Raw genomic sequence first — 25,081 nt, forward strand, 5'->3', positions numbered from 1 at the left:
TCTGCCGCTCCCTCATGTGCCCCTCCGATGGCCCGAGTTGGGCTCTTGTCTGTGGGCCGTCGGAACACTGCCGACGGCCCGGAGAGATTACCGGGCCGTCGGCAGTGTTCACAAGAGCATTGATGGCAGGCCCTGTTGGCGCGGGGCTTGGGCGTGTCGTTAGAAGGTCAGTTGTTCTCCCGAGCCCTCCGGCTCGGGCTTCGGCGGGCGAGGTGAAGCATCGGGGACGGCTCGGTGCTTCTTGAGCCACCATCCGAACTGCCAGTTCCGGCAGGTGCGGTAGCGGCGGCCGGACCGCAGGGGTGCGTCCAGCGGGATGCTGTGCTCGCCCCACCCGTTGATGGGACGGGCGTTGGTCAGCTTGACCCTCAGCCCCGGGACGGTGGCGTCTCCCTCCCAGGTTTCGCCTGGTGCGTGCTCGAACGCGAGGTGGGCGTTGCGGCCCCAGTCCCAGGGGATGGGCAGGGCGCACAGGTACCAGGCGGCGGGCGGGTTGTCTGCCGGAAGCAGGAGGGTCTGCGTGCGGCGGCGGTGGGTGACGTCGTGGCGGTCGCACTCGGCGAACGTCTTCAGGCAGTGCTCCGTGAGGTCGACCTCACGGACACCTGCCAGCCACATGATGCGGTAGGTGTCCCTCGCCTCTATCTCGATGCGAACCTGTTCTGGGTTCGCCCCCGAATTCATTTCCTTCACCCCTCCAATTTGCTATTCCTATCCTTGATCAATTCTACCAGAATTGCGACAATTCCCTCATGTTTGTTGTGTCGGTACTCATTCGGGTACGGCATATTGAATTCGTTGCGAAATGCCTCTTCGTATTCCTCGACAGGGAAAGCGCGAGGCTTGCGGCAGACGGCCTTCACCGTCGCCCTCGACGTGTCGCTGAGCTGCACGTCCTCGAAGTAGCGGAGCAGCAGGCCACGCAGGGACTCGGGCGTGTGGTAGCGGATGCGCTGCCACTTCCCCTTCACGAACCGCATGTCGACGTTCTCACTGTCGAGAAAGTTCAGGCGGGTCGAGTCCCGGCTGATGGAGTGCCCGGAGTTCTCGTACGCCAGCTCCCGTTCCAGGTTGCGGGTTCCGATGCACACCTGGCCGTCCGCCGCGCAGAGCGCGTTTACGGTCAGGAGCACCCAGTGCTGGTAGTCGAGCGAGGTGGTGGCGTTGATGACGGAGTCCAGAACAACGACCTCGTACAGGCCCCGCTCGCGTAGCTCCCGTTCGATGCCGCGGATCTGGCCGACGATCGTGCGGATGTCGAGGGAGTACTTGCCCTTCAGGGTCCGGTACGGCTCGTAGTCCTGAACCCTGTAGCCCTCGCCCCGCAGGTGCCGTGCGTAGTCCCCGTGCCCGGCACCGAAGTCCACCACCCTCGTAGAGGTGGTGATCCTCGGCCGTACGAGCCGTTCCCACACCTCGGACTTGTAGCGGACCTGGTCAGCCTTCGCCTTCGACGAGTGCTCGCGCAGCCGGTTGGGCTGCACGATGTGCTGGTTCCACACGGGGGCCTGGTCCTCCAGGCCGGTCCAGTCGTACACGCCGTACTCGCCCGTGAGGTCCTGGACCAGTTCACCGGCGTCGGAGGACGCGCAGGTCCAGGCGAGGACGTCGAACCGCTGGGTCTTGGCGACGGCCGCGTACTCGGCGTTCAGGACGATGCGCCCCTGGTCGTCGATAACGACCGACCCCCACGCCCCGTGGGCTGCGGTCATGAACGCGATCGCCTGCTGGAAGGGAAGGTTCTTCGACTCGGCGACCTGGATGGTCTGCCACGGAATCCAGCACCATTGACCGATCGGCCCCGGTTCTGCGTAGACGAGCGAGGACTCGGTCTCAACGCGGTTGTGGAGGAGGTTGAACTTGATTTCGTCCTGGAGGCGGACCTTCTGCGGCAGGATCATCGCCGGAGTCGTCTCCTGCCCGATCGCCTTCAGCCCCTTCGTCCTTTGGTGGCCGGCGACGAGGGTTCCGTCGGCGTTGAGGATGACCGGCTTCACGACCCCGTGGCGGCCCAGCGACCCCTGGAGGCGGACGAAAGACTCGGGGGAGAGACGGCGCGGGTTGTACTCGGCGGGGCGCAGCTTCGCCAGCGGGTAGGCGGGATCGAAGCGCACTTCGAGGCGACTGCTCATGCGGCAGCCTCCTCGGAGGCGTGGTGCTCCTCGTTGAGGACGTGCCACCCGAACCCGAGGTCAGAGTCCTGGTCGGCGACAAACCGCTGGTAGAGGGCGTCGAGGAGTTCGACTTCCGCCTGGGTGATCCGCACACGGGTGGAAGACCACTGCATGTACCCCCACTGGAGGTAATCCACCGTGGCAGCAGCACCCGTTCCGGCGCCGTCCGTGGGCAGTTCGATCGGGGCGGGCAACACGGTGGAGTCGAGGAGGTCGTCCACCTGGCCCTGGTCGTAGCCGGTGCCCTCCAGATCGGGCAGCTCGGAGAGGACTTCAGCGAGGAGGGCGCTGTCGTATCCGGCGAGGTCGTTGGTGCGGTTGTCGACGATGACGATCTTCGCAGCCGTATCATCGTCGACGTCGAGCCAGGTGACGGCTATCTGCTCCCAGCCCAGATGGCGGGCCGCCTTCAGGGTGTGGTTGCCCGCCAGGACCTCATTCGCCCGGCCGGTCAGCGTGCCCTTGTTGACCACGATCGGCCGGTACTGCCCGTTCGCCGACAGGCTTCTGCAGATCGCGCCGAGGTCGCCGGTGCGCGGGTTGCGGTGGTATGGGACCAGGTCAGCCGTGGGGACCGCGAGGTCGGCCAGCGAGGCGGGGATACGGACTTGAGACACGGCAGGACTCCAGCCCCGCACCCGAAGATGAGCCTAGGTGATCAGGCTCGGCTCCTTAGGCTCCCAATTTTATCCCGCAGGGGAGCAGGGTCGGTAGGTCCTTGGAAGGGATATATGCAGGGCGGTCAGGCCGTCTATCTCGCCGCTCGCCACTCAGACTTGCTCTCACGAAAGCCGAAGGGTCTCTTTTAGGGGCTGAAAGGCCCCAAGTGTGTTTGTGGCATGCGTGGTTGAGCCTTCAGGGGCTACCTTGAGGTCACAGGGCGCACTCTCGGACATCCTGAACTTCCTGCGGATGGCGAGCGCCTCGGAGCAGTTGAGTCAGGGGGTTCTCGTGGGCACTCTTGCGAGGATGACGTTGGATGACGGGACCTCAATCTTGTTCGAAGCCCCTGATACGGCTGAGGGGCCGGTGAAAGCCGGACGCACGGGGGATGTCATTCGCGAGATTCCTCTCAAGGTGCAGGAATCCCTGCGGCCGGTCGCAGAGCTTGCGCGGGCCGCACTGGACCAGTTGCGGCAAGCCGGGCCGGACGAGGTGACGATCGAGTTCGGAGTGGACATGGCCGCCGAGGCCGGTGCGGTGATCGCTAAGACGGCGACCGGGTGCCATCTGAACGTGACCGTCACCTGGCACCGTGTCGACGCTGCTGGCACCTCCTGAGAAGTGAGCCTGTCGTGGACACGGTGGGGCAGCGCGCCGTTGGCGGGGACAGTAGCCGGCTGCTGATGGCGGTGGTTCAGATATGCTCCGCCACCGGTGGAGTCGAGGGCGTGGGCTTCCTGGCGGCGCCTGGGGTGGTGGTGACCTGCGCACACGTGGCCGAATCGGCCGGTGTCGGCCCCGGTGGCTTGGTGCGGGTGGTGTTCGATCACCTGCCGGGGGCACCGGGCTCGATGGCCGAGGTAGTTGCCGAAGCGTGGCGGCCCCGGGACGCGGAGGATGTTGCGTTCCTTCGAGTGCAGGATCCGCCTGCGTACATTGCACCGCTGGCCCTGGGGCCGGCGGCCGGCAACCGGGGGCACAGGGTGCGCTCCTTCGGCCACACCTCCGGGGGTCGGGAGGGCGGGCACTTCGGCTACGGGGTCGCCGGTGACCTGGTACCCGACAACCGCCAAGAAGGCCCGGCGCTGCAGCTGACCGAGGCCAACGATCTCACCCAGGGCTTCAGCGGCGGTCCGGTCGTGGACGAGACCACCGGGCTGGTGATCGGCATGGTCAACTCCGTCACCCGTACCGACGCTGTCGGCCGACTGGACGGCGTCGTCTTCGCTACTCCCACGCAGGTCCTGCGGGCCTTCTGGCCGGACCTGGAGATCAGCGATGTGTGCCCCTTCCGGGGCCTGGAGCCCTTCGCGATGGAACACGCCGCCTGGTTCCACGGCCGCACAGCGGCGCAGGACGCAGTCATCAACGCCCTAACCGGGCGACGAGACGCGCTGATGCTGCTGGGCCCCTCGGGATCAGGCAAGACCTCCCTGGTCCAGGCCGGCGTACTACCCGCTCTCGCCCGGGGCGCGGTGCCCGGCAGCGACCGCTGGCTCCCGCTCTACCTGCCCCGCCCCGGCCCCGACCTGCTGGCCGCCCTCGGCCAGCACGGCCTGCCCGGCGCCAGCACCTACGGAATCGCCACCGCAGCCCTTGAGGTCCTCGCCAAGCAGCCCCACTACGGGCGCGTCCTGCTGGTCATCGACCAGTTCGAAGAACTCTTCACCCACCCCGCCCCCAGCTCCTCCCAGAACCCGTACCGAACACCAGCGCACGTCCAAGCCGCAGCCGAGCAGCTGCTCCAGACCCTCGCCTCCCACGCCCCGGTCACGCTCGTCCTGGTCATGCGCAACGACTTCTATCCCCAGCTGACCGACCAGACCCCCGCGCTGAAACAAGCCCTGCAGCCGCTCCTCGACATCCCCGCCCTCCTGACCCGCACCGACCTCCACACCATCGTCACCGGCCCCCTCGAACACCCCACCGCCAGCTTCGAGACCGGCCTGCCCGCCCGCATCATCAACGACATCCTCACCACCCACGACACGAGCACCACAGGCCCCCGGCAGCAGCCCGCCCGCACCGCGCCCGCCACCTGGCTCACCGCCCTCCAGCTCACCCTCCTGCAACTGTGGCAACGCCGCGACGACGACGGCCGCCTCACCCACAGCGCCTACGACCGCATCGGCACGATCACCGGCGCCCTCGCCACCTGGTGCCAGCACGCCGTCGATCAACTCCCCGTCCTACAGCAGCCCACCGCCCGGCAGGTCCTTACCGCCCTGGTCCACCCCCCGGACACCAGCCTGCAACTCCCCGCCAGCCGCCGCTCCCTGCCACGGGAAACCCTCCACGAACTCCTCGCACCAACATCCCCGCCTGCCACTGTGGACACCGTCCTGACCGCCCTGACCCAGCACCGCATCGTCACCCTCCGCCGTTCTCCCACGCCCGTGGTGGAAGAAACCGGCCCGGCCAGGAAACGCCCGCCTCCCCCCGTAACGGGTCGTGCCACCAGTCCAGAGATCGAACTCGTTCACGACTCACTGATCCGGGACTGGCCCGCCTTGGGCAGGTGGATCGCCGAGGACCAGGAGTTCTACTCCTGGCTGCACCGCACCGAGGCCCAGCACACCCGCTGGACCGCCCGCAAACGCGCCGGCGATCTCCTGCACGGCACCGACCTCGCCGCCGGCCTCGCCTGGATCCGTCAGCGCGGACTTCCCCGCCCCATCGCCCAGTTCGTCCGCACCAGCCACCGTCGCACCAGACTCCGCACCCAGATCCTGACCGGGCTTCTCGTCCTGGCCCTCATCGCCGCCGGCCTCGCGGCCTGGCAGCGGCAGACGGCTGTCACCGCACAACAGCAGTCACTGTCCCGCCAGTTGGCTGCCCAATCCGCAGCCCTCATCGAATTCGACGCTGACCTCGCAGCACTCCTCGCTGTCCAGGCATACCGCACTGGCGTCACCAAGGAAGCCCTCGCGAGGCTCTACCAAGCGTCCGAACTCCGGCTTCGCCACCGCTTTACAGGCCACACCAGTGTGGTGTCCGCAGTGGCGTTCAGCCCCGATGGCCGTACGTTTGCCACAGCAAGCTGGGACGGGACAGCACGGTTGTGGGACACCGCCACCGGCCGCTTGCGGGCCACCCTCACCGGCCACGCGCTCCCTGTGTACGCGGTTGCGTTCAGCCTCGACAGCCGCACCCTTGCCACCGCGAGCAGAGATAACACGGCGCGGTTGTGGGACGTGACCACCGGCCGTACTCGGGCCACGCTGACCGGTCACACCAATGCGGTGTCCACGGTTGCGTTCAGCCCCGACGGTCGCACCCTTGCCACCGCAAGTAGCGACAACACAGTACGGTTGTGGGACGCCGCGACCGGCGACATCCGGGCTAGGCTGACCGGTCACACCGCTGCGGTGTCCACGGTTGCGTTCAGCTCGGACGGTCGCACCCTTGCCACGGCAAGCTGGGACGGGAGGGCGCGGTTGTGGGACATCGCGACGGGCCATGCGCGGGCTGTCCTCACCGGTCACGCCGATGCGGTGTCCGCGGTGGTGTTCAGCCCCGACGGTCGCACGCTCGTCACGGCAAGTAGGGACAGGACGGCGCGGTTGTGGGACGTGACCACCGGCCGTACTCGGGCCACGCTTACTGGTCACACCGACGAGGTGTCCGCGGTGGTGTTCAGCCCCGACGGTCGCACGCTCGTCACGGCAAGTAGGGACAGGACGGCGCGGTTGTGGGACGTGACCACCGGCCGTACTCGGGCCACGCTTACTGGTCACACCGACGAGGTGTCCGCGGTGGTGTTCAGCCCCGACGGTCGCACGCTCGTCACGGCAAGCTGGGATAGGACGGCGCGGTTGTGGGATGCTGCGACCGGCCGTACTCGGGCCACGCTGACTGGTCACGCCGATGCGGTGTCCGCTGTGGTGTTCAGCCCCGATGGCCGCACCGTTGCCACCGGGGGTGACGACGGGACGGCGCGGTTGTGGGACACCGCCACCACACGCACTCGGGCCACGCTGACTGGTCACACCGCTGCGGTGTTCACGGTGGTGTTCAGCCCCGATGGCCGCACCGTTGCCACCGGGGGTGACGACGGGACGGCGCGGTTGTGGGACACCGCAACCGGCCACCTGCGGGCCACTCTTACGGGCCACACCAGCTCGTTGACCGCGGTGGTGTTCAGCCCCGACGGTCGCATGCTCGCCACGGCAAGCAACGACAACACGACGCGGTTGTGGGACACCGCCACCGGCCACATCCAAGGCACCCTCTCCTTCGGTCACACTGACTCGGAGGACTCGGTGTTCGCCGTGGTGTTTAGTCCTGATGGCCGTACGCTCGCCACGGCAAGCAGCGACAACACAGTACGGTTGTGGGACGCCGCGACCGGCGGTATTCGGTCCACGCTGACTGGTCACGCCGATGCGGTGTCTGCGGTGGTGTTCAGCCCCGACGGTCGCATGCTCGCCACGGCAAGCAACGACAACACAGCGCGGTTGTGGGACACCGCCACCGGACGCACTCGGGCCACGCTGACTGGTCACACCGATGTGGTGTCCGCGGTGGTGTTCAGTCCTGATGGCCGCACCCTTGCTACGGCAAGCTTCGACAGGACGGCGCGGTTGTGGGACACCGCCACCGGTCACCTGCGGGCCATCCTCACCGGTCACACCAGAACTGTGTTCGCGGTGGTGTTCAGTCCTGATGGCCGCACCCTTGCCACCGCAAGCAGTGACGGGGCGGCGCGGTTGTGGGACACCGCCACCAGCCTCCTGCGGGCCACTCTTACGGGCCACACCGGCCCGTTGACCGCTGTGGTGTTCAGCCCCGACGGTCGCACGCTCGCCACGGCAAGCAGCGACAACACGGCACGCCTGTGGGACACGCACCTGCCGAGCCCGAGCGAGGCAATCGACAGGATCTGCCAAGCGGTTGACCGCGATCTCACCTCGGACGAGCGGGCGACCTACCTTTCAGGGCAAGAGTCCCACGTGTGCTCCACCTGAACAGGCAAGGCAGCGTAGGTCGCTGTGATCTCGGCATCGATGGCACGGACCGCGACGTGGCGGATTCGGGTCAGATACGAGCCATCCGGCAACCGGCCCTCGGTCGGCAGACGCCGTGGAGCTGAGACGGGCCAGGAACTGTGCACCAGTTTCGACGACCTTGCCGAGGAACTTCCCATCGTCGAAGCCGTGGTCGGCCAGAACGACGGAATCTTCCCGGAGCAGGCCGCGCGTTCCTGTCTCGACCAGGGGCATCAGTCGCAGCGTGGGGTAATCCGTGATCCCCAGTCGGTGGCGGACCCTCCCTAACCAGGCGAAGTTGGGCTCCCCGTCCGGCACCTTGATCGAACTGTATCCGTCGAATGCCACCGTGCTGCACTGCCGATCCAGAAGGATCAACCGGCTGCTGCCTATTCTCTCGAATTGATCTTCAGGATTCCAGGGAGGTGGTTTCGCGCGCACCCCGCTTCTTGCGAGTGGGTTCGTGGGTGGGCACCGATGTGGGGGCGTTCGCCCTTCTCGCAGACAATCCGACTGTGCTCCATCAACCCTGGGTGAAGTCGCTCAGTTTCCGCGGCAGGCCCTCGTGCGGCCTCACCTTTGATTCTCGGCGGGGAGGACTGCCGCGCACGTCGTCCGCCCGTACGGTCCGGAGGCTGTGGCCCGCTGCTGGTGCTGGTCGCGTACGGCGAGGGCGCAGGTGGCGGTGCCCCCCTGCTGCGGCAGCTGGATCTTCACCACCGGCTGCTGTCCCAGCGGTACCTGAACGGTCTTCTTCCAGGGCAGGGTGGCCGCCTTCTCGGTGGTGGCGGTGCCCGTCTCGCTGGTGGCGAGGTAGGTGATGTCGGCGGTTCCGGTGCCGGTGACGGAGTACGTGACCGCCGCCGTCGGGACGGGCGGCTTCGCTGGGTTGTCCGGGCTGGTCAGCACGTAGATGGCGTACGTGGCGGAGGCCAGCAGAAGCAGGGCGCCGGTCGCGAGGAGTCGGGGACGGCGGCCGGGACGGCTGGGCGGCCGGTTGTCGGTCGTGTCGGCGGAGCCGGTCGCGGGCTGAGTCTCGGTCGCTGTGGACATCTGTGGCCTTTGGCTATTGCAGGGGCAGGAGCTGGGCCAGAGGGTTCTACCGGAGTTACTCCCGGGGCGCCACTCCTCGGCGATAGCGGCTATTTCCGCAAGATCTCAGAACCTCGCCTGATACCCCCATGTAATACCAACTACCCGACATTGACATTTCGTTGACAGCGCCGCATGCGCATGCGTAGAACTCGCACTTCTATTCACTGCCCGGGAGATTCCTGCGGCAGTGCTGAGCCCTGCCCAAATTCAGCTGAAGCGGCGAATTCTGGCCAGGGGAAAGGCAGTTGACTACGTGAGGACTCGGCACCGAAGATTCATCGCCGCCCTCGTCGTCTCGGCCGTGCTGGGGACTGCGCTTCCGCAGATCGCCTATGCGGCACCGGCTCCCGGGGGCGGTGACGACGGAGACGGCAAGAGCTTCGCGGACACCGTCTCGGGGTGGTTCGGCGGGGACGACGAGGACCCGGAAGACCAGAAGCCGCCGCCCGGCGGCAAGCTGGAGATCCCGAGCCGGGAACGGTTCCCGCAGGGCAAGAACGCCCCGAAGGCCGAGCGTGTCAAGGAGCTGACCGGCGAGCGCACGTCCAGTGCCCGCTTCTGGCAGCTCTCGGACGGGCGGGTGGAGGCGGAGCTGTCGGCCTTCCCGACGTCCTACCGGCAGGGCTCCGCCTGGAAGCCGATCGATACGTCGGTCCGTGCGTCCGGGAAGGAGCTGGCCAACACCACCAATACGGCGGCGAGTTACTTCGGCCGGACGGCGAAGGAGCTGTTGCGGTACGAGGTCGGGGGCGGCCGGTCGGTCACCCTGGGCCTGGACGGCCCGTCGGGTGATCTGGCGCCTTCGGTCAAGGGTGACACGGTCACCTACAAGGACCCCACGTCTGGTGCTGACCTGGTGTACCAGGTGGGTGCGGGGCAGGTGAAGGAGAACATCGTCCTGGCGCAGAAGCCGGGCACGCCGCTTTCCTTCAGCTTCCGTTTGAGTACGGATGGGCTGACGCCGAAGGCCCGTAAGGACGGGTCGATCGCGTTCTTCGGGGAGACCTCGAAGCACCCGGTGCTGGTGATCCCGGCTCCGTTCATGACGGATTCCAAGAAGTCGGAGACCTCCGCGTACGGGCAGGTCAGCACCGACAAGGTCACCCAGAAGCTGGCCCGGGACGGCCAGGGCTGGAAGCTGACCGTCACCCCGGACGCAAAGTGGCTGGCCGACCCGGCCCGCCAGTATCCGGTGACGGTCGACCCGACGCTCACGGTGGCTCCGCTTCCGGGCCAGTCGCAGGACACGATGGTCCTGTCCGACGCCCCGGGGGAGAACTTCGGGACGTCCTGGAAGATGTCGGTCGGTAAGACCGGAGCGGGCGTGGCCCGCTCGCTGCTGAAGTTCCCGCTGGACCAGATCCCGGCCGGAACCAAGATTGACGCGGCGCGCCTGGGCCTGTACTTCGACCAGGTCCACGCCAGCAACGCCAACGATGTGCCGTTGGCCGCGCACCGGGCGACGGGTGCGTGGGACGAGTCGACGGCGACCTGGACGAACACGAACGCCCTGGTGGGCGAGGTGTCGGGCACCTCGGTGCAGGCGGGTCCTGACGTGCCTGCCAGCACGGCTGCGGTCGGCGAGTGGCCCAAGGCACAGGGCACCGGCGGGGACTTCGCGTACAACCAGAACGCGGCCAAGGGGGAGACGTACTCCTGGCAGCCGACCGTTCCCGAGTCCGGTAAGTACCGGGTCGAGGCCCGCTTCCCCGGGACCGACCTGGAGAACGCGGCGACCGAGGCTCCGTACACGGTCACCGGCAGCAAGGGGTCGACAAAGACCGTCGTCGACCAGAGCGAGGGGAAGGCCGGAAACTGGTCGCCGCTGGGTGATCCGGTGGACTTCGCGCGCGGTACCGCCGGGAAGATCGTGCTCGGCGACAGCGGTGACGAGGACGAGCGCACGCTCGCGGGCTCGGTCCGCCTGGTCGCCGACGCGCAGGTGGTGAAGACGAAGGGCCAGCACAGTACCTGGCACCGGTTCCCGGTGAAGGACACGGTGCAGAAGTGGGTGGACGGCACGGCCGCCAACCACGGCTTCGTGGTGAAGGCGGTCGACGAGTCGGCCACCGGCCCGCTGGGTGGTCCCCGGTATGAGTCGGCGGACGGCAACTACGACGGCGAAACGGCCAACTTCCCCCGCCTGACGGTCACCTACGGTGCCGTCGGCACGGAGCTGCGCGAGCCGACCGTGGTGCACGGCAGCGGCCCGGAGCTGTCCTGGGCCGCCTACACCAACACCACCGGCGACGTGGCGAACGACCTGGTGGAGTACCAGGTCCACCGCTCCGCGACGCCCGGTTTCACGGTCGGCCCGGACACTCTGGTCGCCCCGGTGGCCCAGGGCACCACGTTGTACACGGACGTCTCGGCCACCCCGACCCCGGCGGCCAGTGCGAATGAGATCGGGCGCACGCACTACTACCAGATCGCGGTGAAGACCAAGGGCGGCAAGCTCCTGGGCTCCCCGGTCCGCGATGTCGGCGTGCCGAAGGCGGGGCGGACCCTGCGCATCCTGCCCGCAGCGGCCGACACCACCTTGTCGTCGCTGAAGCCGGACGTGAACCTGGACAAGCTCCCCGCCGACGGTGCGCTGCCGAGTGCGGTACAGCAGTCCTGGCTGAGCGTCGGCAACAACTCCACCACCCACGGAACGACCCGCAGCGCCTTCCAGTTCCCCACCACGTCGATTCCCGACACCGCGACGGTGTTGCAGTCGCAGGTGCAGCTGTGGGGCGCGGAGACCACCACGGGCACGAAGGGCGCCACGTACGAACTCGCGCCTCTCACGAAGGACTTCGCGGAGACAGCCGCCACGTGGAACAAGGCGAACGCCACCACCGTGTGGGCCAAGCCCGGCGGTGACTTCGGCCCGGCAGTCTCCGATTCCGTGGGCGGGATCACCAGCGAGGTCGGCCGCCACACCTGGGACGCCACCTCGCTGACCCAGAAGTGGGTCGAGAAGTCGACTCCGAATACGGGCGCGGTCATCAAGCTGGCCAACGAGGCGGCGACCGCCCCGCAGGAACGCACCATGTTCCTGTCCGGTGAAGCGGCCGAGGAGCGCCTGCGCCCGCAACTGCGCGTGATCTACGTGGACTCCACCCCGTGGAACACGTACTACGCCCCGCACACCCCGCAGCGGATGACCGAGGACAACACCTACCCGGTCGAGGTGACGCTGACCAACACCAGCGACACCGCCTGGCTTGCGGGTGAACGCAAGCTCTCCTACCGCTGGGCCCTGCCCGACGGCTCCGAGCTCACCGACACCCCCACCCTCAATCTGCGCACCGACATCCCCGCCCTCCTCCCGGGCGAGGAGGCCATCGTCAAGGCGACGGTCAAGTCCCCTCTGGTGGAGGGCAACCGGCGTGAGGGCCACACCCTGATCTGGGACGTCTTCAACCCGAAGACCAGCACCTGGCTCTCCAAGACCGACTCCATCGGCGGCCTGGAACAGCCGGTCGCCGTCGAGGACCCGACCGCGGACCGCCTGGGCATGGAGAAGTACCACTCCTACACCGGCAAGAACACCGGCGCCGGTTCCACCTTCATGTCCAACCTGGGCTCCGGCAACGGCGTGTGGTCCTACAACGCCTTCAACAACCCCGGCCGCGGCCTCAACACCTTCCTGCGCCTTTCCTACAACGCCCAGGACACCTCCAACACCCAGCTCGGCCACGGCTGGTCCGCCCAAGCCTCCGGCCCGATGCGGCTGGGCACGATGCTCGACTTCCACCCGGACAGCGCACCGGGCGAGGTCTACATCACCGACGGCGACGGCACCCAGCACATCTTCCGCAAACAGAGCGACGGCACCTGGCGCTCCTCCGCCGGATACCACTACCTCCTCAAGCCGAAGGACGGTGTGACCTGCACCGACGGCATGGACGAGGTGACAGACGCCTGGACGATGACCCGCCCGGACGGCACCCGCTTCCAGATCGACTGCGACGGCTACCTCCGCCAGGTCATCGACAAGAACAACAACGTCCAGACGTACGTCTACGAGGTGCGCGACTCCGGCAACCGCTGGGTCAAGTTCCTCAAGGAGATCAAGGACCCGGCCGGCCGCACCTCCCTGAAGCTGGACTACTACCTGCCCGGGGACACGAGCTACGAGTACATCGAAGCGAACGGCGACATCGCCAAGGCCGAGAAGCTGTGGGACCCGAAGATCTACGACCACGTGAAGTCGATGACCGACATCTCCGGCCGGAAGATCACGTTCCACTACACCCGGCAGGGAACCCTCGGGCGTCTCACCGACGGTGACGGCAGTACGCAGCCGAAGGTCTTCAAGTTCGGGTACGACACGGCGCAGGGCGCCAAGAACGTCAAGCTGACCACGGTCACCGACCCCCGCGACAACGCCACCACGGTGGCCTACGACCGGGACCCGGAGTACCGCTGGTCGACCAAGACCCTCACCGACCGCCTCGGCGGTGGGACCACCTTCGCCTACACCCCCACCGGCAGCGGCCGCACCACCAAGGTGACCGACGCCCAGAACCACACCTCCACCTACATCACCGACGGCCTCGACCGCGCCACCACGGTGACGAACGCCAAGTCCCAGACCACCAAGATGACCTGGGACGACGACCACAACGTCACCCTCATCGAGGAGAACAACGGCGCCAAGACCGCCTACTGCTACGACCCCAAGACCGGCTTCCCCATCTGGCAACGCAGCGCCGAGGACAACAAGGCGGGCGTCCCGACCGCAGCGGAATGCGCGGGCCCGGATGTCTTCCCGGCCCACTCGGTGCGCTACAAGTACCAGACCCGGGCGGACGGCTACGCGGCCGACCTGTGGAAGAAGACCTCAGCCGAAGGCTATTCCTGGCAGTTCGGCTACGACGGGTTCGGTAACCTCAACAAGGTCACCGACCCGCTGGGCGTCAAGTCCACTACGGTCGAGGATGACTTCACCACGAAGTACGAATACGACGGTTTCGGCCAGCTCACCAAGGCGACGGACGCCAACGGCAACGCGACCCTGACGTCGGACTTCACCCCCACCGGCTACCCGCGCAAGACCACGGACGCGGAGGGCCGCAGCACGCTCACCGCGTACGACGACCGCGGTCAGGTCACGACGGTCACCGACGCGCTGGGCAAGAAGATCACCCAGACCTACGACACGTACGGGCGTCCGTTGGTCTCCACGGTCCCGAAGGATCAGGCTGCTGGCAAGGTCCTCCAGTCGATTGCTCCGGACTACGACGCCAACGACAACGTCACCCAGTCGAAGGCGATCAACGGTGCGATCTCGACCGCCGTGTACGACAAGGCCGACCAGCTCATCTGGGCCACGGCCCCGCAGGACACGCCGACCTCGGCCAAGAGGGAGTCGACATACGCCTACGACAAGGTCGGCAACCTGACGTCGACGACCGAGCCCAAGGGCACGGCGACGACGGCGGACGCTAAGGACTACGTCACCACTAACACCTACGACGAGATCTACCAGCTCACCGACGTCACCAACGCGGCCGGTGAAAAGGTCAGTTACCTCTACGACGGCGTCGGCAACCCGGTCAAGGTCATCGACCCGAAGAAGAACAAGACCCCGTCCCCGGACGACTTCACCGCCAAGACCGACTACGACTTCAACCACCGGGTCATCGCGACCACGGACGCCGCAGGCAAGACCAGCCGCCAGGAGTATGACAAGGACTCCCGCCCGGTCGCCGCGACGGACGCCGAGGGCAACCGCGTCGTCCGCCACTTCGACGACCGCGCCAAGCTGGTGTCGGTCGAAGCCCCGCATGCCGACAAGGTGATCCGGGAGACCAAGTTCGGCTACGACCAGGTCGGCAACCGCATCAAGACCTTCTCGCCGCGCGGCGTAGCCACCACGGACAACGCCGACGACTTCACCTCCGAGACGACCTACGACGCCCTGAACCGCCCGAAGAGGCAGTACCAGCCCTACGACCCCAAGGACGGCCGCTACAACAAGAAGGTCTTCACGGAGACCACCTACGATGCGGTCGGCCGGGTGGCGAAGGTCTCCATGCCGCCCAGTTCCGGCGAGACCACCCGCAACGACACCACCTACGAGTACTACGACAACGGTTGGGTGCGCTCCTCCACGGACCCGTGGGACATCGTCACCAAGTACGACTACGACGACTTCGGCCAGCAGTCCAAGCGCACCCTGGTTTCGGCGGGCGGCTCCGCCACGCGCACGATGACGTGGGAGCACTACCCCGACGGCAAGCTCAAGTCCCTCCAGGACGGCGGCATCCCGGTCGGCACCTCGGTCGTCATGGTCAACAACACCGACAAGCAGAACGTGGCGGCCACCGGCGCAACGGAATGGAAGAGCACCCTCAGCCGCGACCACGTCCACGCCCCGGGCACGGGCTCGGATGCCTTCCAGTGGACGCTGAACATCCCCAAGACCGGTAAGTACGCGGCGTACGTCAAGTACCCGAAGGTGGCCGGGGCCTCCCCGTCCGCGACGTACTTGCTCTCCCACGCCAAGGGCTCCACGTCCGTCAAGGTCGACCAGCGGACGAACACCGACGGCTGGGTCAAGATCGGCGACTACGACTTCAAGGAGGGCAAGGAAGCCCAGCTCAAGCTCGCCGAATCCGGTGCGGGCACGGTCGCCGCGGACAGCGTGAAGCTGGTCCGCGACAACTCCGCCGAGGCGGACGCCGAGAAGAAGAGGTTCGACTACGCCTACGACGGCAACGGCAACCTGACCTCGGTCGACGACACCTCCTCGGGCCGCCGCATCGACGCGTACACGGTCACCTACACCGGACTCAACCAGGTCGAAACGGTCACTGAAGCCCTCGCGGGCCAGGAGAAGAAGAAGACCGCCTACACCTACGACGAGAACGGCCAGCCCAAGACCCAGACCCACCCCGACCAGTTCTCCTCCTACACCTACGACCTGCGCGAACTGGTCAAGACGGTGACGGTCGGCAAGTCGTCCTCGGACCCGGCGGCGAAGGTCTCCACCTACGACTACACCGACCGGGGCCAGAAGAAGCAGGAGATCAAGGGCAACAAGAACGTCGTCGGCTACACCTACTACCTCGACGGCGCCCTCAAGACCCAGACGGAGAAGAAGCCCGACGGGACCCTGATCTCCGACCACGCCTACGCGTACGACGCCAACGGCAACAAGGCACAGGACGTCGCCCAGAAGCGCAACGCGGACGACGCGACGAAGCTCCTGTCCTCCACCACCAAGTACACGTACGAACCCGCCGACCGCCTCGCCACGGCGACCAAGACCGGCAACGGTGCAGGCGTTGAGACGTACGTCCACGACGACAACGCCAACGTCATCTCCCAGACGGTCAAGGGCAAGACGACCACCTTCGGCTACGACCGCAACCGGTTGTTGAAGACCACCGTCGGCACCGCCGTCGCGGACCACGTCTACGACCCGTTCGGCCGCCAGGATTCCGTCAAGTCCGGCACCCAGGTCATCGAGAAGAACACTTACGACGGCTTCGACCACGTCGTGAAACACGACAAGGCCGACGCCAAGGGTGTTCTGAAGTCCACGACGTACGCCTTCGACCCCCTCGACCGCACCACCTCCAAGACCGAGGACGGGAAGAAGACCGAGTACAACTACCTGGGTATGTCCGGCGAAGTCCTCACCGAGGAAGTCGCCACCAAGCTCACCGCGTCCTACCAGTACAGCCCCTGGGGCGAACGCCTCTCCCAGGTCAAGCACACGGCCGACGGCAAGACTGACGAGTCGTACTACGGCTACAACAGCCACACCGACGTCGAAACCCTGACGGACAAGGACGGCAACGCGAAGGCGACGTACGGCTACACCGCCTACGGCTCCGACGACACCACCGAGTTCACAGGCATCGACAAGCCCTCGGCCACCAACCCCACCAAGGATGCGTACAACCCCTACCGCTTCAACTCCAAGCGATGGGACGCAGCCTCGGCCACGTACGACATGGGCTTCCGAAATTACAGCCCCGGACTCAACCGGTTCACCAGCCGGGACATGTACAACGGGGCGCTCGCGGACATGGGCCTCGGTAGTGACCCCATGACCGGCAACCGGTACGCCTTCGCGGGCGGCAACCCCGCTAGCTTCGCCGAGCTCGATGGGCACCGTCCAAACGGGGACGATTGGAAGTACGCCCCCCTGACCTACTATCCAGATTCTGGAGTGTATACAGACGAGAACAGAATTCCGCACGTCGTAGCGGCTGATGGGGATAGTCCCTCTAGTAGGGCTGTCCTTCCCCACATGAATAAAACACTTTCAGACTCAGGTAAATACTATGACTCATCCACTGGAACCGGGTCTAAGTATCTTCACCAGGACGATCTGAATGCAAAGATGGAGAAGGGGCGTGTGGACCTTCCCAATGGGGAATCACCGGTGCGTGGAACGACCGCAGACTTCATCAAGGTGACATGGGATTCCGGGGCAATCGTCAGTGTTGAATCCGTCGATGACGTCACATCGAATGGAAAAGCAGGTGCCGAAAAGATTGCACAGACGATCCGAAATAAGATGGGTAGTAAGAATCAGACTAAGTACGTAGTGTTCTCGGCGCAAACTCGTGAGATGGCGGAGGCGGTAGCCAAGATATTTGTTGACGACGTCAACGTCCGTTCCGTCCATCTGCCGTCAGGATATGACACCGGGGAATTCGGGCTCCTCAAACAGGGAAGCGCCGCCTTGCGGGGCGGGGTAAAGGGTGGCGGGAAGGCTCAGGGACCTGGACGCGGGGTCGGCGGGAAGATCATGGGAGGAGCTGGCGCTTTGGGCGACATACTCTTCCTGCGGGACGCCATAGGGTCGATCTGGGATAGTGTGAATGGGCGCCCAGTGTGCCCACCGTGGCCCCTGGACTGCACGGTATACCGGAACGACGCGTAGGTTGGTAAGTGGGCCCCGCAAGGCGCGGGGCCCACTTATCCTCAGTTTTCTTTCAAGTCTAGGAATGAAGAATGTCGAGAAGCGTAGTCACAGTCTGCCTACCCTCGGGAAAATCTGAGGATGTAATGAATCTGCTTACTCAGGCACTTTCTCCGTATGATCAAAACGACGATCTCAGTCGACCAGGTAAAGAGTGGCAGGGGGAATGGGATAGTTGGTGGATTTATAATGGCCATCATGAAAAGTGCTTCTTTGTTAAAGCTGGTTTGGAACATGATGATCGTTTGGTGCGTGTCATACTGGGCCCTAGAGGAGAGATGCGTGAGATCCCTCTCAGTAGGTGTGACGGGGGCCCGGTTGCCTTGCTCGATTTCAATACAGAGATATCGCGCGTTGAGGCCCTAGAGGCAGCCAGGTGGAATAGACTGGCAGAACTCGCTCAAAAGTATCCTGAGGCCGCTTCAGTGGATGAAATATACCGCCAAGCGTGCGATGCAGGAAAGCCTTCTATGCTTGAGGTGCAAAAGCGATACCTAGCGCAAGAGTTCGTTACTGCCGCGGCATCTGCTGAATGGCTACCCTCAACTTACCGTAATGATGTATTCGATCCTGTTGGATGGCTGCAAGGGGGAATCGATCAATTCGTAGAGTCCAGCAGGTTGAACGTCTTTCCCACTGACGCTATTTTGAACCTAGATGGAGACTGGATGGATAGTTCCAATTTTCATGCCGAGGGTAGTGGTGTGTGGCGGGATGGAGATATGAAATATCGGAGATATTTTACTGACTATCTGCAATCGTTGGATGATGGGGAATTCGTGGTGCGGGTGCTCTATCGCTCTTAAGGTGTGCAGGTAATTAACTCGCGGTTATCCGTGTGTTGATTCGTCGGACGGGCGCAACGGTGGTGGAAGGGCTGCGCTGGTCCCGCCGGGGGCTGTGACCGGGGTAAGCAGGAAGCCCTACGGACGTGGGTCTCCGCAGGGCTTCGCGCAGGGAGGCTACTTCTGCGCCTACAGTCCGAGTAGTGAAAGCAGTGCACGGGTGGCGGCGTTGCGAATGACGGTGCCGTGGTAGGTCGGGGGTGAATGGTGTGGCCGTACCCCGTGCCGCAGCCCACCCCCCGTCTCCGGCCTCCCACAGATAGACGGCCCCTACCCATTCCCTGTCGTACTGGTAGGCGGCCTAACTCTGGCGCTGTCGTCGGCAGGAGGGGAGGCCCCTGACTCTGCTCAGATGGCCCGCTCTTCGCTGGGGCCGGTGTAGCGGGCCCAGACCTCGGCGGTTCCCTCGCGGGTGCTGTGCGCCTTCGCCTCGAATGTGCCCGCTGGCCGGAACGCGGCGAGTTTGCCGGTGCGGATGCGGTGGGACTGGTTGGCGGCCCGGTTGATCGTTTCGTGGGTGTCGATGTGTGCCCAGGCGCCGGGGCGTTCGCGCAGGGCCTCGGCGGCGTTGAACGCCTCCTGGCTGCGGTGGGGGGCGGGCAGGGTGTCGAACCGTACGTGCATCAGGAGGCTCCGTTCGGGGTGTTGGCGGCGAGGGCGGCTTCAGCGAGCTGGCGGATGCGGTCTGCGGTGCGCCACTGGTCGTCGGCAAGGTGTTCGCACAGGCCGTTCGCCAGGTCCGCGATCACGGTCAGAGCGTCGTGGGTGGTGCGGTGCTGGTCGTGCGGGGGCTGGGGGGACGGCTCGGCGGTGCCGGGCTTCGCGGGGTGGTTCATGAGGTCAAGCATCGCGGTCAACGGTTGTTGCAGCGGCAGGTGTTGGTGACGATGTTGAACCAGCTGTCGCAGCTGGAGCACCACACGGAACCCGGGTGCGGGGGTGTGCCGTGGGCGTGGTCGTTGCCGGTCATGATGCTCTTTCGGTTCAGAGGTTGTCGGGGAGCTGGGCACGGGGCCCTGCGGGGGCGAGGGTGTTGACGATCAGGCCGAGGTCCCGGGGCCGCCACAGGGTGACCTCGAACCCGCAGTCGGCGAGGTGCTGGAGCCATTCGCGCTGAGCGGGGCGTATGCGGCCGGTGTTGGTCTTGAGTTCCACGAACAGGGTTCGCGCTGCTTTGGGGTGGCCGTAGACCTCGTCGGGCCAACCAGCGTCGCTGCGCTGCGAGTTGTGGGTGTGGTAGGCGAGGGTCCATCCGCGCATGGCGGCGAGCTGGCGGACCTGGCGACGGAACCGCTCCTCGGTCATGTCGGTGCTCACGTGTTCCTCCGGCGCCGGGGTGCGGTCGCGGCGTAGGCGATGGCGCAGTGTTCGGCGGCGTTCGGGTCCGGGCTGGGGATGGGGGTTGGGGGCCTGCGGGTCTTCGCGGGGCGGCGGCGTTGTTCCTTGAGGAGTTCCTGCACGGGGCGGGGGGCTGCCTCTTGGAGGATGTCGGCCAGTGGGCGGCCGTACCGCTCGGCGATGAGTGCTGCGTAGAGGTCGGTGTCGTAGGGGGTGAGGTCGGCAGGCATCTGGGTTTCTCCATGGGTGGGCCGGGACCCGCTGGGTGGGCGGGTCCCGGCCTGAGGGGTGGCTCGTATCTGACGAGCCGTTCCGGGCGGGCGGGGCGCGGGGGGTCGCTGCCCGTCCGGAAGGCGGTGGGTGGTCAAGTCGTGCCTGGACCTGACAACGATCAAGAACCTAGCACGCTTTAATGTTCCGACCTATTGAAGGGTGATGGATCAGTCCACGTGGGCCAGTTCCTCAGGTGAGTGGGAGATGTCCCGTTCGGTGCCGGGCCAGCGCACCATGACGAGTCTCGCCCCCTGGAAGGGGCAGGCTCCCCAGCCTGTGACCCTGCCGAAGGGGCGGAGTTCGCCGGGTGCGGGCGGCTTCCTGGGGGTGACGTGGTCGCCCTTCTGGAATCCCATGACGTGCAGTCCTTCCTGTTTGGTGAGCGGGCTATCCGGCCAGGGCTTCCAGTCCCAGTCCCCATTCCTCGGAGACGGGTTCGTCGAAGCGGAACCCTCCCCGGGGGTTCTCCAGGTCGGCGGCTCGCCAGTCGGCGGCGCTGCCTGTGTCGGGTCGCAGGAAGTGCTGGGTTCCGTCCGGGGTCTGGACGGTGATCCGCACGGTGCCGGCGGTCGTCATGCTGCGGGTGAAGCCGTTGCCTGTGGTGAATGCGGCGTGGACGAGGCTGTCGCCAAGGGTCATGTTCTGCCTCTCATGCGTTGCGGCCTATTTAAGATCAGAGGAGGAAGGTGTGGCCGTCGCACACCGGGCAGGTGTCGCCGGTCGACCCTGTCCCATCTGTGCATCCCGGGCACTTGAGGGCGCGGCCGGTCCCGGCGCAGTCGGGGCACTCGCGGTGCATCTCGTAGGGCCCGTGCAGGTAGATCTCGCTTTTAGCCCCCTCGCAGTTCTCGCACTCGGGGGCGTCGCGGCCGTACAGCTCGAAGCACTCGATCGGCGCTGTGGGCATCTGCCCCTCCTTGGTGATCCGGGGAGGTTCCCCCCTCCCTCTGTTATTTAAAGTCTACTATGAAAAAGGGGGGTGTCCAGCCCTTCCCGAAAGTCCACCCCCCTGTTCCCACGTTCACGCTGAGGGACCGAAGAGACCCGCAGGCCGAAGTCCCGGCGAACCCGTTCCGTCAGGCAGTGTGTTCCAGCAGCGCGGCCCAGGCCCCGGCTATCTGCTGCTCCGACCACCGGCTTCCATCGAACGACAGCCGGGCAATCGGCCTGTCATCCTCCGCCAGCGCCACGTGATCGCTGCCCGGCACCAGTCGTCTGCGGCCTCGCGGCCCGGCAGGTACAGGCACCCTCCACACCTTCACCGCCAGGGTGCCGTCGTCAGGTTCCTCCGGTGCGAAGTGGCCGATGGCGTTCAGTAGTTCACCGCTGTCGTGGCGGCAGCGGCCCGAGCACGTCAGCAGTGCCGCTCTCGTGCCTCCCACCAGGAACGCGTGCCGCGTCATCGAAGGCCAGGACCTCGTGTGCACCTCGACGTGCGGGGCGACAGCGTAGGCGGTGCGGTGCAACCACAGTCCCGGACTGGCTGCGTCCCGGTACCGGGCCCCCACCTGCCACCCCTCCAGGCGGGTCAGGCGCTCCCACGTCCACGGTTCCCGTTCGTGGAACGACATGTCCTCGGGCCCCAGCGTCAGCCACAGCCTGTCGACGGGCCTCGTGGTGAACATGTCCCCGACGTACACCGTCTCGACCCTGACCAGCACCGCGGGCGCATTCAGCGGCATCACCTCCCTCGCCTGAAGCAGCGGGCACGACCGGCAATCGCCCCCCGGCCGTATGCAGTCTCCGAAGCCGCCCCACCGGGCGCGGAACGTGTTCTGGCTCTCGGTGAACGTCGGGTACGAGCGGGGCCGCAGGGCGCACTGCGGGTCGTCCTCCTGCCACATGTGCGCGTTGAGGGACAGTCGGTTCCAGCCCCCAGCGGGCCGTGCCGGTGCGGGCGGATTCAGGCGTACGGGCATCGGTGTCTCCTGATCAGAAGAGTTCGTCTTGGCCATCGGCGTCGTGCGGCTTCCTTGGCGCGGTGCGAGGCCGCCCAGGTGCCTGCACGGGCTCCCCGAACAGGGCCTCGGTCCCCGACCTGTCGACGGCGGCGGGGATGCGCGCCGGAATCGGTTCGAGGGGAAGTTCGTGGTGGGCGGTGCGGTCGAAGTCGGCGCGCTGCAATGCAGTCCACTGCGGCCGGCGGGACGTGTTGCTCATGACGGTGCTCCAGGTCCTGAAGGGCTCTGAGGAGGGGGCGTAAGGCCGCCCCCTGGCCGAGGGGCGGCCCGCTGTCGCGGACCGCCAAACTCCTGCTCAGACCGCCACAAGCTCCTTCTCCGGGGCCTTCTCCTGAGGGCTGACCGTCACGGTCACCTTCTTCGGGGCTTCCGCCTCCGGGTTGACCGTCACGACCTCCTTGGCCTCCGCGTGCGCTTTGGCCTGCTTCAGCTGGAACCGCGCCTTCGTCAGCGTCTTGGCCACCCGCTCCAACTTCTCCTGCTGGGCCCCGATCTGCCCCTCAAGGGCCTCCGCCAGCTTGAACGGGTCCGTCTGAGCGATCTCGTCCAGCTTCGCGATCAGGCGCTCAATGTCGTCCAGCGTGCTGCGCGTCTTGGTGCGGGTCGCAGTGCGCTCCGCGCGCTGCTCCTCCGTCATCTCCTCCACGATCATCAGCACTGGCTGGTCCTGCTGCTGCTTCATCGCGAACGCGAAGTGCACGATCTCGTTGTCCGAACTGAACTCACCGCGCACGAACTTGCTCAGCAGAGCGCCCTGGTTCGCGAAGTTCAGCTGCGCGATCTGCACGGCTGCCTGCGTGCCGATCTTCTCCGCCTTCACGAGCTCCTGGAACTCCACCCGCAGGTCCAGCAGCTGAAGGCGCAGCTTGACGTACGCGACCGTCTTCCCGAAGTCCTTGGCGACCGACTCGACCGTCGCGCCCTCCTCCTCGTCCAGGATGCGCTGGTATCCGTGCGCCTCCTCGAACGGCGTCATGTCCTCGCGGTTCACGTTCTCCGACATCGACCGCTTGAACCGCTGGAGTTCGCTCTTCTCCGAGGTGATCGTGGCCTTGATCGTGGTCAGGCCGAGCATCTGGTGGGCGCGGTAGCGGCGCTCGCCGGAGACGATCTCGTACCCGCCCTTCTCGTTGTCCGGGCGGACCTCGATCGCCTGGATCAGGCCGTAGGTCTTGATGGCCGTCGCCAGCTCGTTCAGCTTCTCCTCGTCGAAGTACTCGCGCGGCTGGTTCGGGTTGGCGTGGATCTGGGTCATCTTGAGCTTGCGCAGCATTTCGATCTCCAAGAGGTGTTTTCGGTGTGACTTCCTGCCCTCACCTTGTATTTAAATTCTACTATCAATGGGGGGAGGGTCCAGCTCCCCGGGCCTGGGGGCAAGTGATCTGCGCCACAAAGGAGTTGAGGGAGTTCCGGCGCTTCTGACCTGCGGAAACCCACTCGCGGAACGCCGAGCCCCTAGGCGAGAACTGCCCTCCGTCAGCCCTCATGCCCAGCCGCGAGCCCCTACCCCCGAAACGCATGAAGGGCCTGCGGCGGCACCGTAAATCCGGTACCACCGCAGGCCCTTTCCCCTCCTGCCGTTCAGCAGCCCTGCGCGCGACCCCCGTCCGCCCGCTCTCGCCACTGACGTACTGCGGCGGGCGCACCCGCCATCAAGGCCGTCGCACAGTCCTCACGGATCGGGCAGCGCGCACACACCGCGCGCGCTTCCTCCCCGGAGGTCTCCGGCTCTGATGCGTCGTCGCCGCCCGTGCGGTTCACGCACGCTGCCGAGCTCCAGGCGACCGGCCTCCCCAGCCGGTCGTCCGTCCCGCCGCGCAGGCCCAGAACCTGGGTCGCCTTCGCCGGGTCGAAACTGCTGCTGCCCTGTCGTCCCCGCCTGGGCAGCTTTGCGAGCGCAGCTACGCGCTGCGCGTCGATGGTCACGTTGCCGTTGCCCCTCTGTCCGGGGCCGCTTCCTTGCGGCCCCGCGGTGATCGGACCGCCCCCCCTAGGCGTCCGCCAGTTGTGGGCTCAGTGGCCCATGCCGACGCCGCCGTCCACGGGCAGCACGGCGCCGGTGATGTACGACGCCTGCGGGCTGGCGAGGAAGCGCACAGCGGCAGCGATTTCCTCCGGCTGCGCGATACGGCCCAGGGGGATCTGCGACACCATCGCCTCCGTCCGCTCCTGGGGAAGGTCCTGCGTCATGGCGGAGGCAGTCAGGCCCGGGGCGACCACGTTCGACGTGATGCCGCGCGATCCGTACTCGCGGGCCAGGGAACGGGAGAAGCCGACCAGCCCGGCCTTGGAGGCCGCGTAGTTCGACTGCCCGGCCTCGCCGAGGAGCCCCACGGCCGAGGACACGAAGATCATGCGCCCGCTCCTGGCGCGGAGCATCCCCCGGCTGGCCCGCTTCGCGACCCGGTAGGCGGACGTCAGGTTGGTGTCGATGACGTCCGTGAAGTCCAGCTCGGACATGCGCATCAGCAGGCCGTCCCGGGTGATGCCGGCGCAGGACACCAGGACCTCGACGGGACCGTGCTCCTTCTCGACGCGCGTGAACGCCGCGTCGACGTCCTCAGTGGAGGTGACATCGCAGTACACCCCCAGTAGCCCGGCGGGAGGCTCGCCCGATCGACAGGTCACCGCAACCTTGTCACCGTCGGCCGCCATGGCCCGGGCTATCGCGAGGCCGATGCCTCGGTTGCCACCGGTGATGAAAACGCTGCGGCTCATGGGAGTTCCTTCCGCGGTTCTGGTCGATACAGCTCCGCTCCGGCAGGTCACGCCGTGCGGGCAAGCGCGCCAGGTACCCGCTCCTGACGGGGCC

The 25,081-nt window shown here is 66.3% G+C and carries 19 protein-coding genes; 4 read left to right on the top strand and 15 right to left on the bottom strand.

Annotation, left to right across the window (positions count from 1 at the left end):
* Positions 1-159: 159 nt before the first annotated feature.
* Genes OG897_RS26920 through OG897_RS26930 form a run of 3 tightly spaced genes read right to left on the bottom strand, consistent with a single transcriptional unit; the run spans position 160 to position 2,791 of the window.
* Positions 160-693, bottom strand: a complete 534-nt coding sequence (locus OG897_RS26920) for a hypothetical protein (protein ID WP_266660575.1) — start codon at positions 691-693, stop codon at positions 160-162.
* Positions 690-2,132: a ParB N-terminal domain-containing protein gene (locus tag OG897_RS26925; RefSeq protein WP_266660577.1), complete on the bottom strand. Its 1,443-nt coding sequence runs from the start codon at positions 2,130-2,132 to the stop codon at positions 690-692. Before OG897_RS26925 ends, OG897_RS26920 begins: the two co-directional genes overlap by 4 nt.
* A complete protein-coding gene (locus OG897_RS26930) occupies positions 2,129-2,791 on the bottom strand; it encodes a ParB N-terminal domain-containing protein (RefSeq protein ID WP_266660579.1) in 663 nt (220 codons plus the stop codon). Before OG897_RS26930 ends, OG897_RS26925 begins: the two co-directional genes overlap by 4 nt.
* A 352-nt stretch (positions 2,792-3,143) precedes the next feature.
* Between OG897_RS26930 and OG897_RS26935 the strand changes: the two genes are divergently transcribed.
* Together OG897_RS26935 and OG897_RS26940 are read left to right on the top strand one after the other, a co-directional pair.
* A complete protein-coding gene (locus OG897_RS26935; RefSeq protein WP_266660581.1) occupies positions 3,144-3,455 on the top strand; it encodes a CU044_2847 family protein in 312 nt (103 codons plus the stop codon).
* A gap of 65 nt (positions 3,456-3,520) precedes the next feature.
* Complete coding sequence (locus tag OG897_RS26940; RefSeq protein WP_266660583.1) at positions 3,521-7,804, top strand: trypsin-like peptidase domain-containing protein; 4,284 nt, start codon at positions 3,521-3,523, stop codon at positions 7,802-7,804.
* Between the two features lie 594 nt (positions 7,805-8,398).
* Here OG897_RS26940 and OG897_RS26945 read toward each other — a convergent pair.
* Positions 8,399-8,878, bottom strand: coding sequence for a hypothetical protein (locus OG897_RS26945; protein ID WP_266660585.1), 480 nt, complete (start codon positions 8,876-8,878; stop codon positions 8,399-8,401).
* A 295-nt stretch (positions 8,879-9,173) separates the two neighbouring features.
* On the opposite strand from OG897_RS26945, the gene OG897_RS26950 reads away from it, so the two are divergent.
* Together OG897_RS26950 and OG897_RS26955 are read left to right on the top strand one after the other, a co-directional pair.
* Positions 9,174-17,813 carry a DNRLRE domain-containing protein gene (locus OG897_RS26950; protein WP_266660587.1) on the top strand — a complete coding sequence of 2,880 codons (8,640 nt, stop codon included), beginning with the start codon at positions 9,174-9,176 and terminating at the stop codon, positions 17,811-17,813.
* A 125-nt stretch (positions 17,814-17,938) separates the two neighbouring features.
* A complete protein-coding gene (locus OG897_RS26955; protein WP_266660589.1) occupies positions 17,939-18,658 on the top strand; it encodes a hypothetical protein in 720 nt (239 codons plus the stop codon).
* Positions 18,659-19,045: 387 nt separating this feature from the next.
* Here OG897_RS26955 and OG897_RS26960 read toward each other — a convergent pair whose 3' ends face one another.
* The 11 genes from OG897_RS26960 to fabG form a co-directional block, all read right to left on the bottom strand.
* On the bottom strand, positions 19,046-19,321 hold the full coding sequence (locus OG897_RS26960) for a hypothetical protein (RefSeq protein WP_266660591.1): 276 nt from the start codon (positions 19,319-19,321) through the stop codon (positions 19,046-19,048).
* The gene (locus tag OG897_RS26965; protein ID WP_266660593.1) at positions 19,321-19,533 is read right to left on the bottom strand and encodes a hypothetical protein; all 213 of its coding nucleotides are present in this window, start codon (positions 19,531-19,533) and stop codon (positions 19,321-19,323) included. The genes OG897_RS26960 and OG897_RS26965 overlap by 1 nt, the downstream gene beginning before the upstream one ends.
* 148 nt (positions 19,534-19,681) lie before the next feature.
* Positions 19,682-20,014 (bottom strand): VRR-NUC domain-containing protein, encoded by a 333-nt coding sequence (locus tag OG897_RS26970; RefSeq protein ID WP_266660595.1) that lies wholly within the window; start codon positions 20,012-20,014, stop codon positions 19,682-19,684.
* Positions 20,011-20,265 (bottom strand): hypothetical protein, encoded by a 255-nt coding sequence (locus OG897_RS26975; RefSeq protein WP_266660597.1) that lies wholly within the window; start codon positions 20,263-20,265, stop codon positions 20,011-20,013. The genes OG897_RS26970 and OG897_RS26975 overlap by 4 nt, the downstream gene beginning before the upstream one ends.
* A 210-nt stretch (positions 20,266-20,475) precedes the next feature.
* Entirely contained in the window at positions 20,476-20,664 is a 189-nt protein-coding gene (locus OG897_RS26980) for a hypothetical protein (protein WP_266660599.1), read from the bottom strand.
* Between the two features lie 31 nt (positions 20,665-20,695).
* A complete protein-coding gene (locus OG897_RS26985; protein WP_266660601.1) occupies positions 20,696-20,947 on the bottom strand; it encodes a hypothetical protein in 252 nt (83 codons plus the stop codon).
* A gap of 34 nt (positions 20,948-20,981) precedes the next feature.
* Positions 20,982-21,215 (bottom strand): hypothetical protein, encoded by a 234-nt coding sequence (locus tag OG897_RS26990; RefSeq protein WP_266660603.1) that lies wholly within the window; start codon positions 21,213-21,215, stop codon positions 20,982-20,984.
* Between the two features lie 169 nt (positions 21,216-21,384).
* Entirely contained in the window at positions 21,385-22,227 is an 843-nt protein-coding gene (locus tag OG897_RS26995) for a hypothetical protein (RefSeq protein WP_266660605.1), read from the bottom strand.
* A gap of 13 nt (positions 22,228-22,240) precedes the next feature.
* Positions 22,241-22,468, bottom strand: coding sequence for a hypothetical protein (locus tag OG897_RS27000; protein WP_266660607.1), 228 nt, complete (start codon positions 22,466-22,468; stop codon positions 22,241-22,243).
* 96 nt (positions 22,469-22,564) lie between these two features.
* Positions 22,565-23,542 (bottom strand): ParB/RepB/Spo0J family partition protein, encoded by a 978-nt coding sequence (locus OG897_RS27005; RefSeq protein WP_266660609.1) that lies wholly within the window; start codon positions 23,540-23,542, stop codon positions 22,565-22,567.
* A 740-nt stretch (positions 23,543-24,282) separates the two neighbouring features.
* Positions 24,283-24,987 carry a beta-ketoacyl-ACP reductase gene (gene fabG / locus OG897_RS27010; RefSeq protein ID WP_266660611.1) on the bottom strand — a complete coding sequence of 235 codons (705 nt, stop codon included), beginning with the start codon at positions 24,985-24,987 and terminating at the stop codon, positions 24,283-24,285.
* Positions 24,988-25,081: the final 94 nt, after the last annotated feature.

The sequence above is a fragment of the Streptomyces sp. NBC_00237 genome (genome assembly GCF_026342435.1).
Taxonomy (GTDB): Bacteria; Actinomycetota; Actinomycetes; order Streptomycetales; family Streptomycetaceae; genus Streptomyces.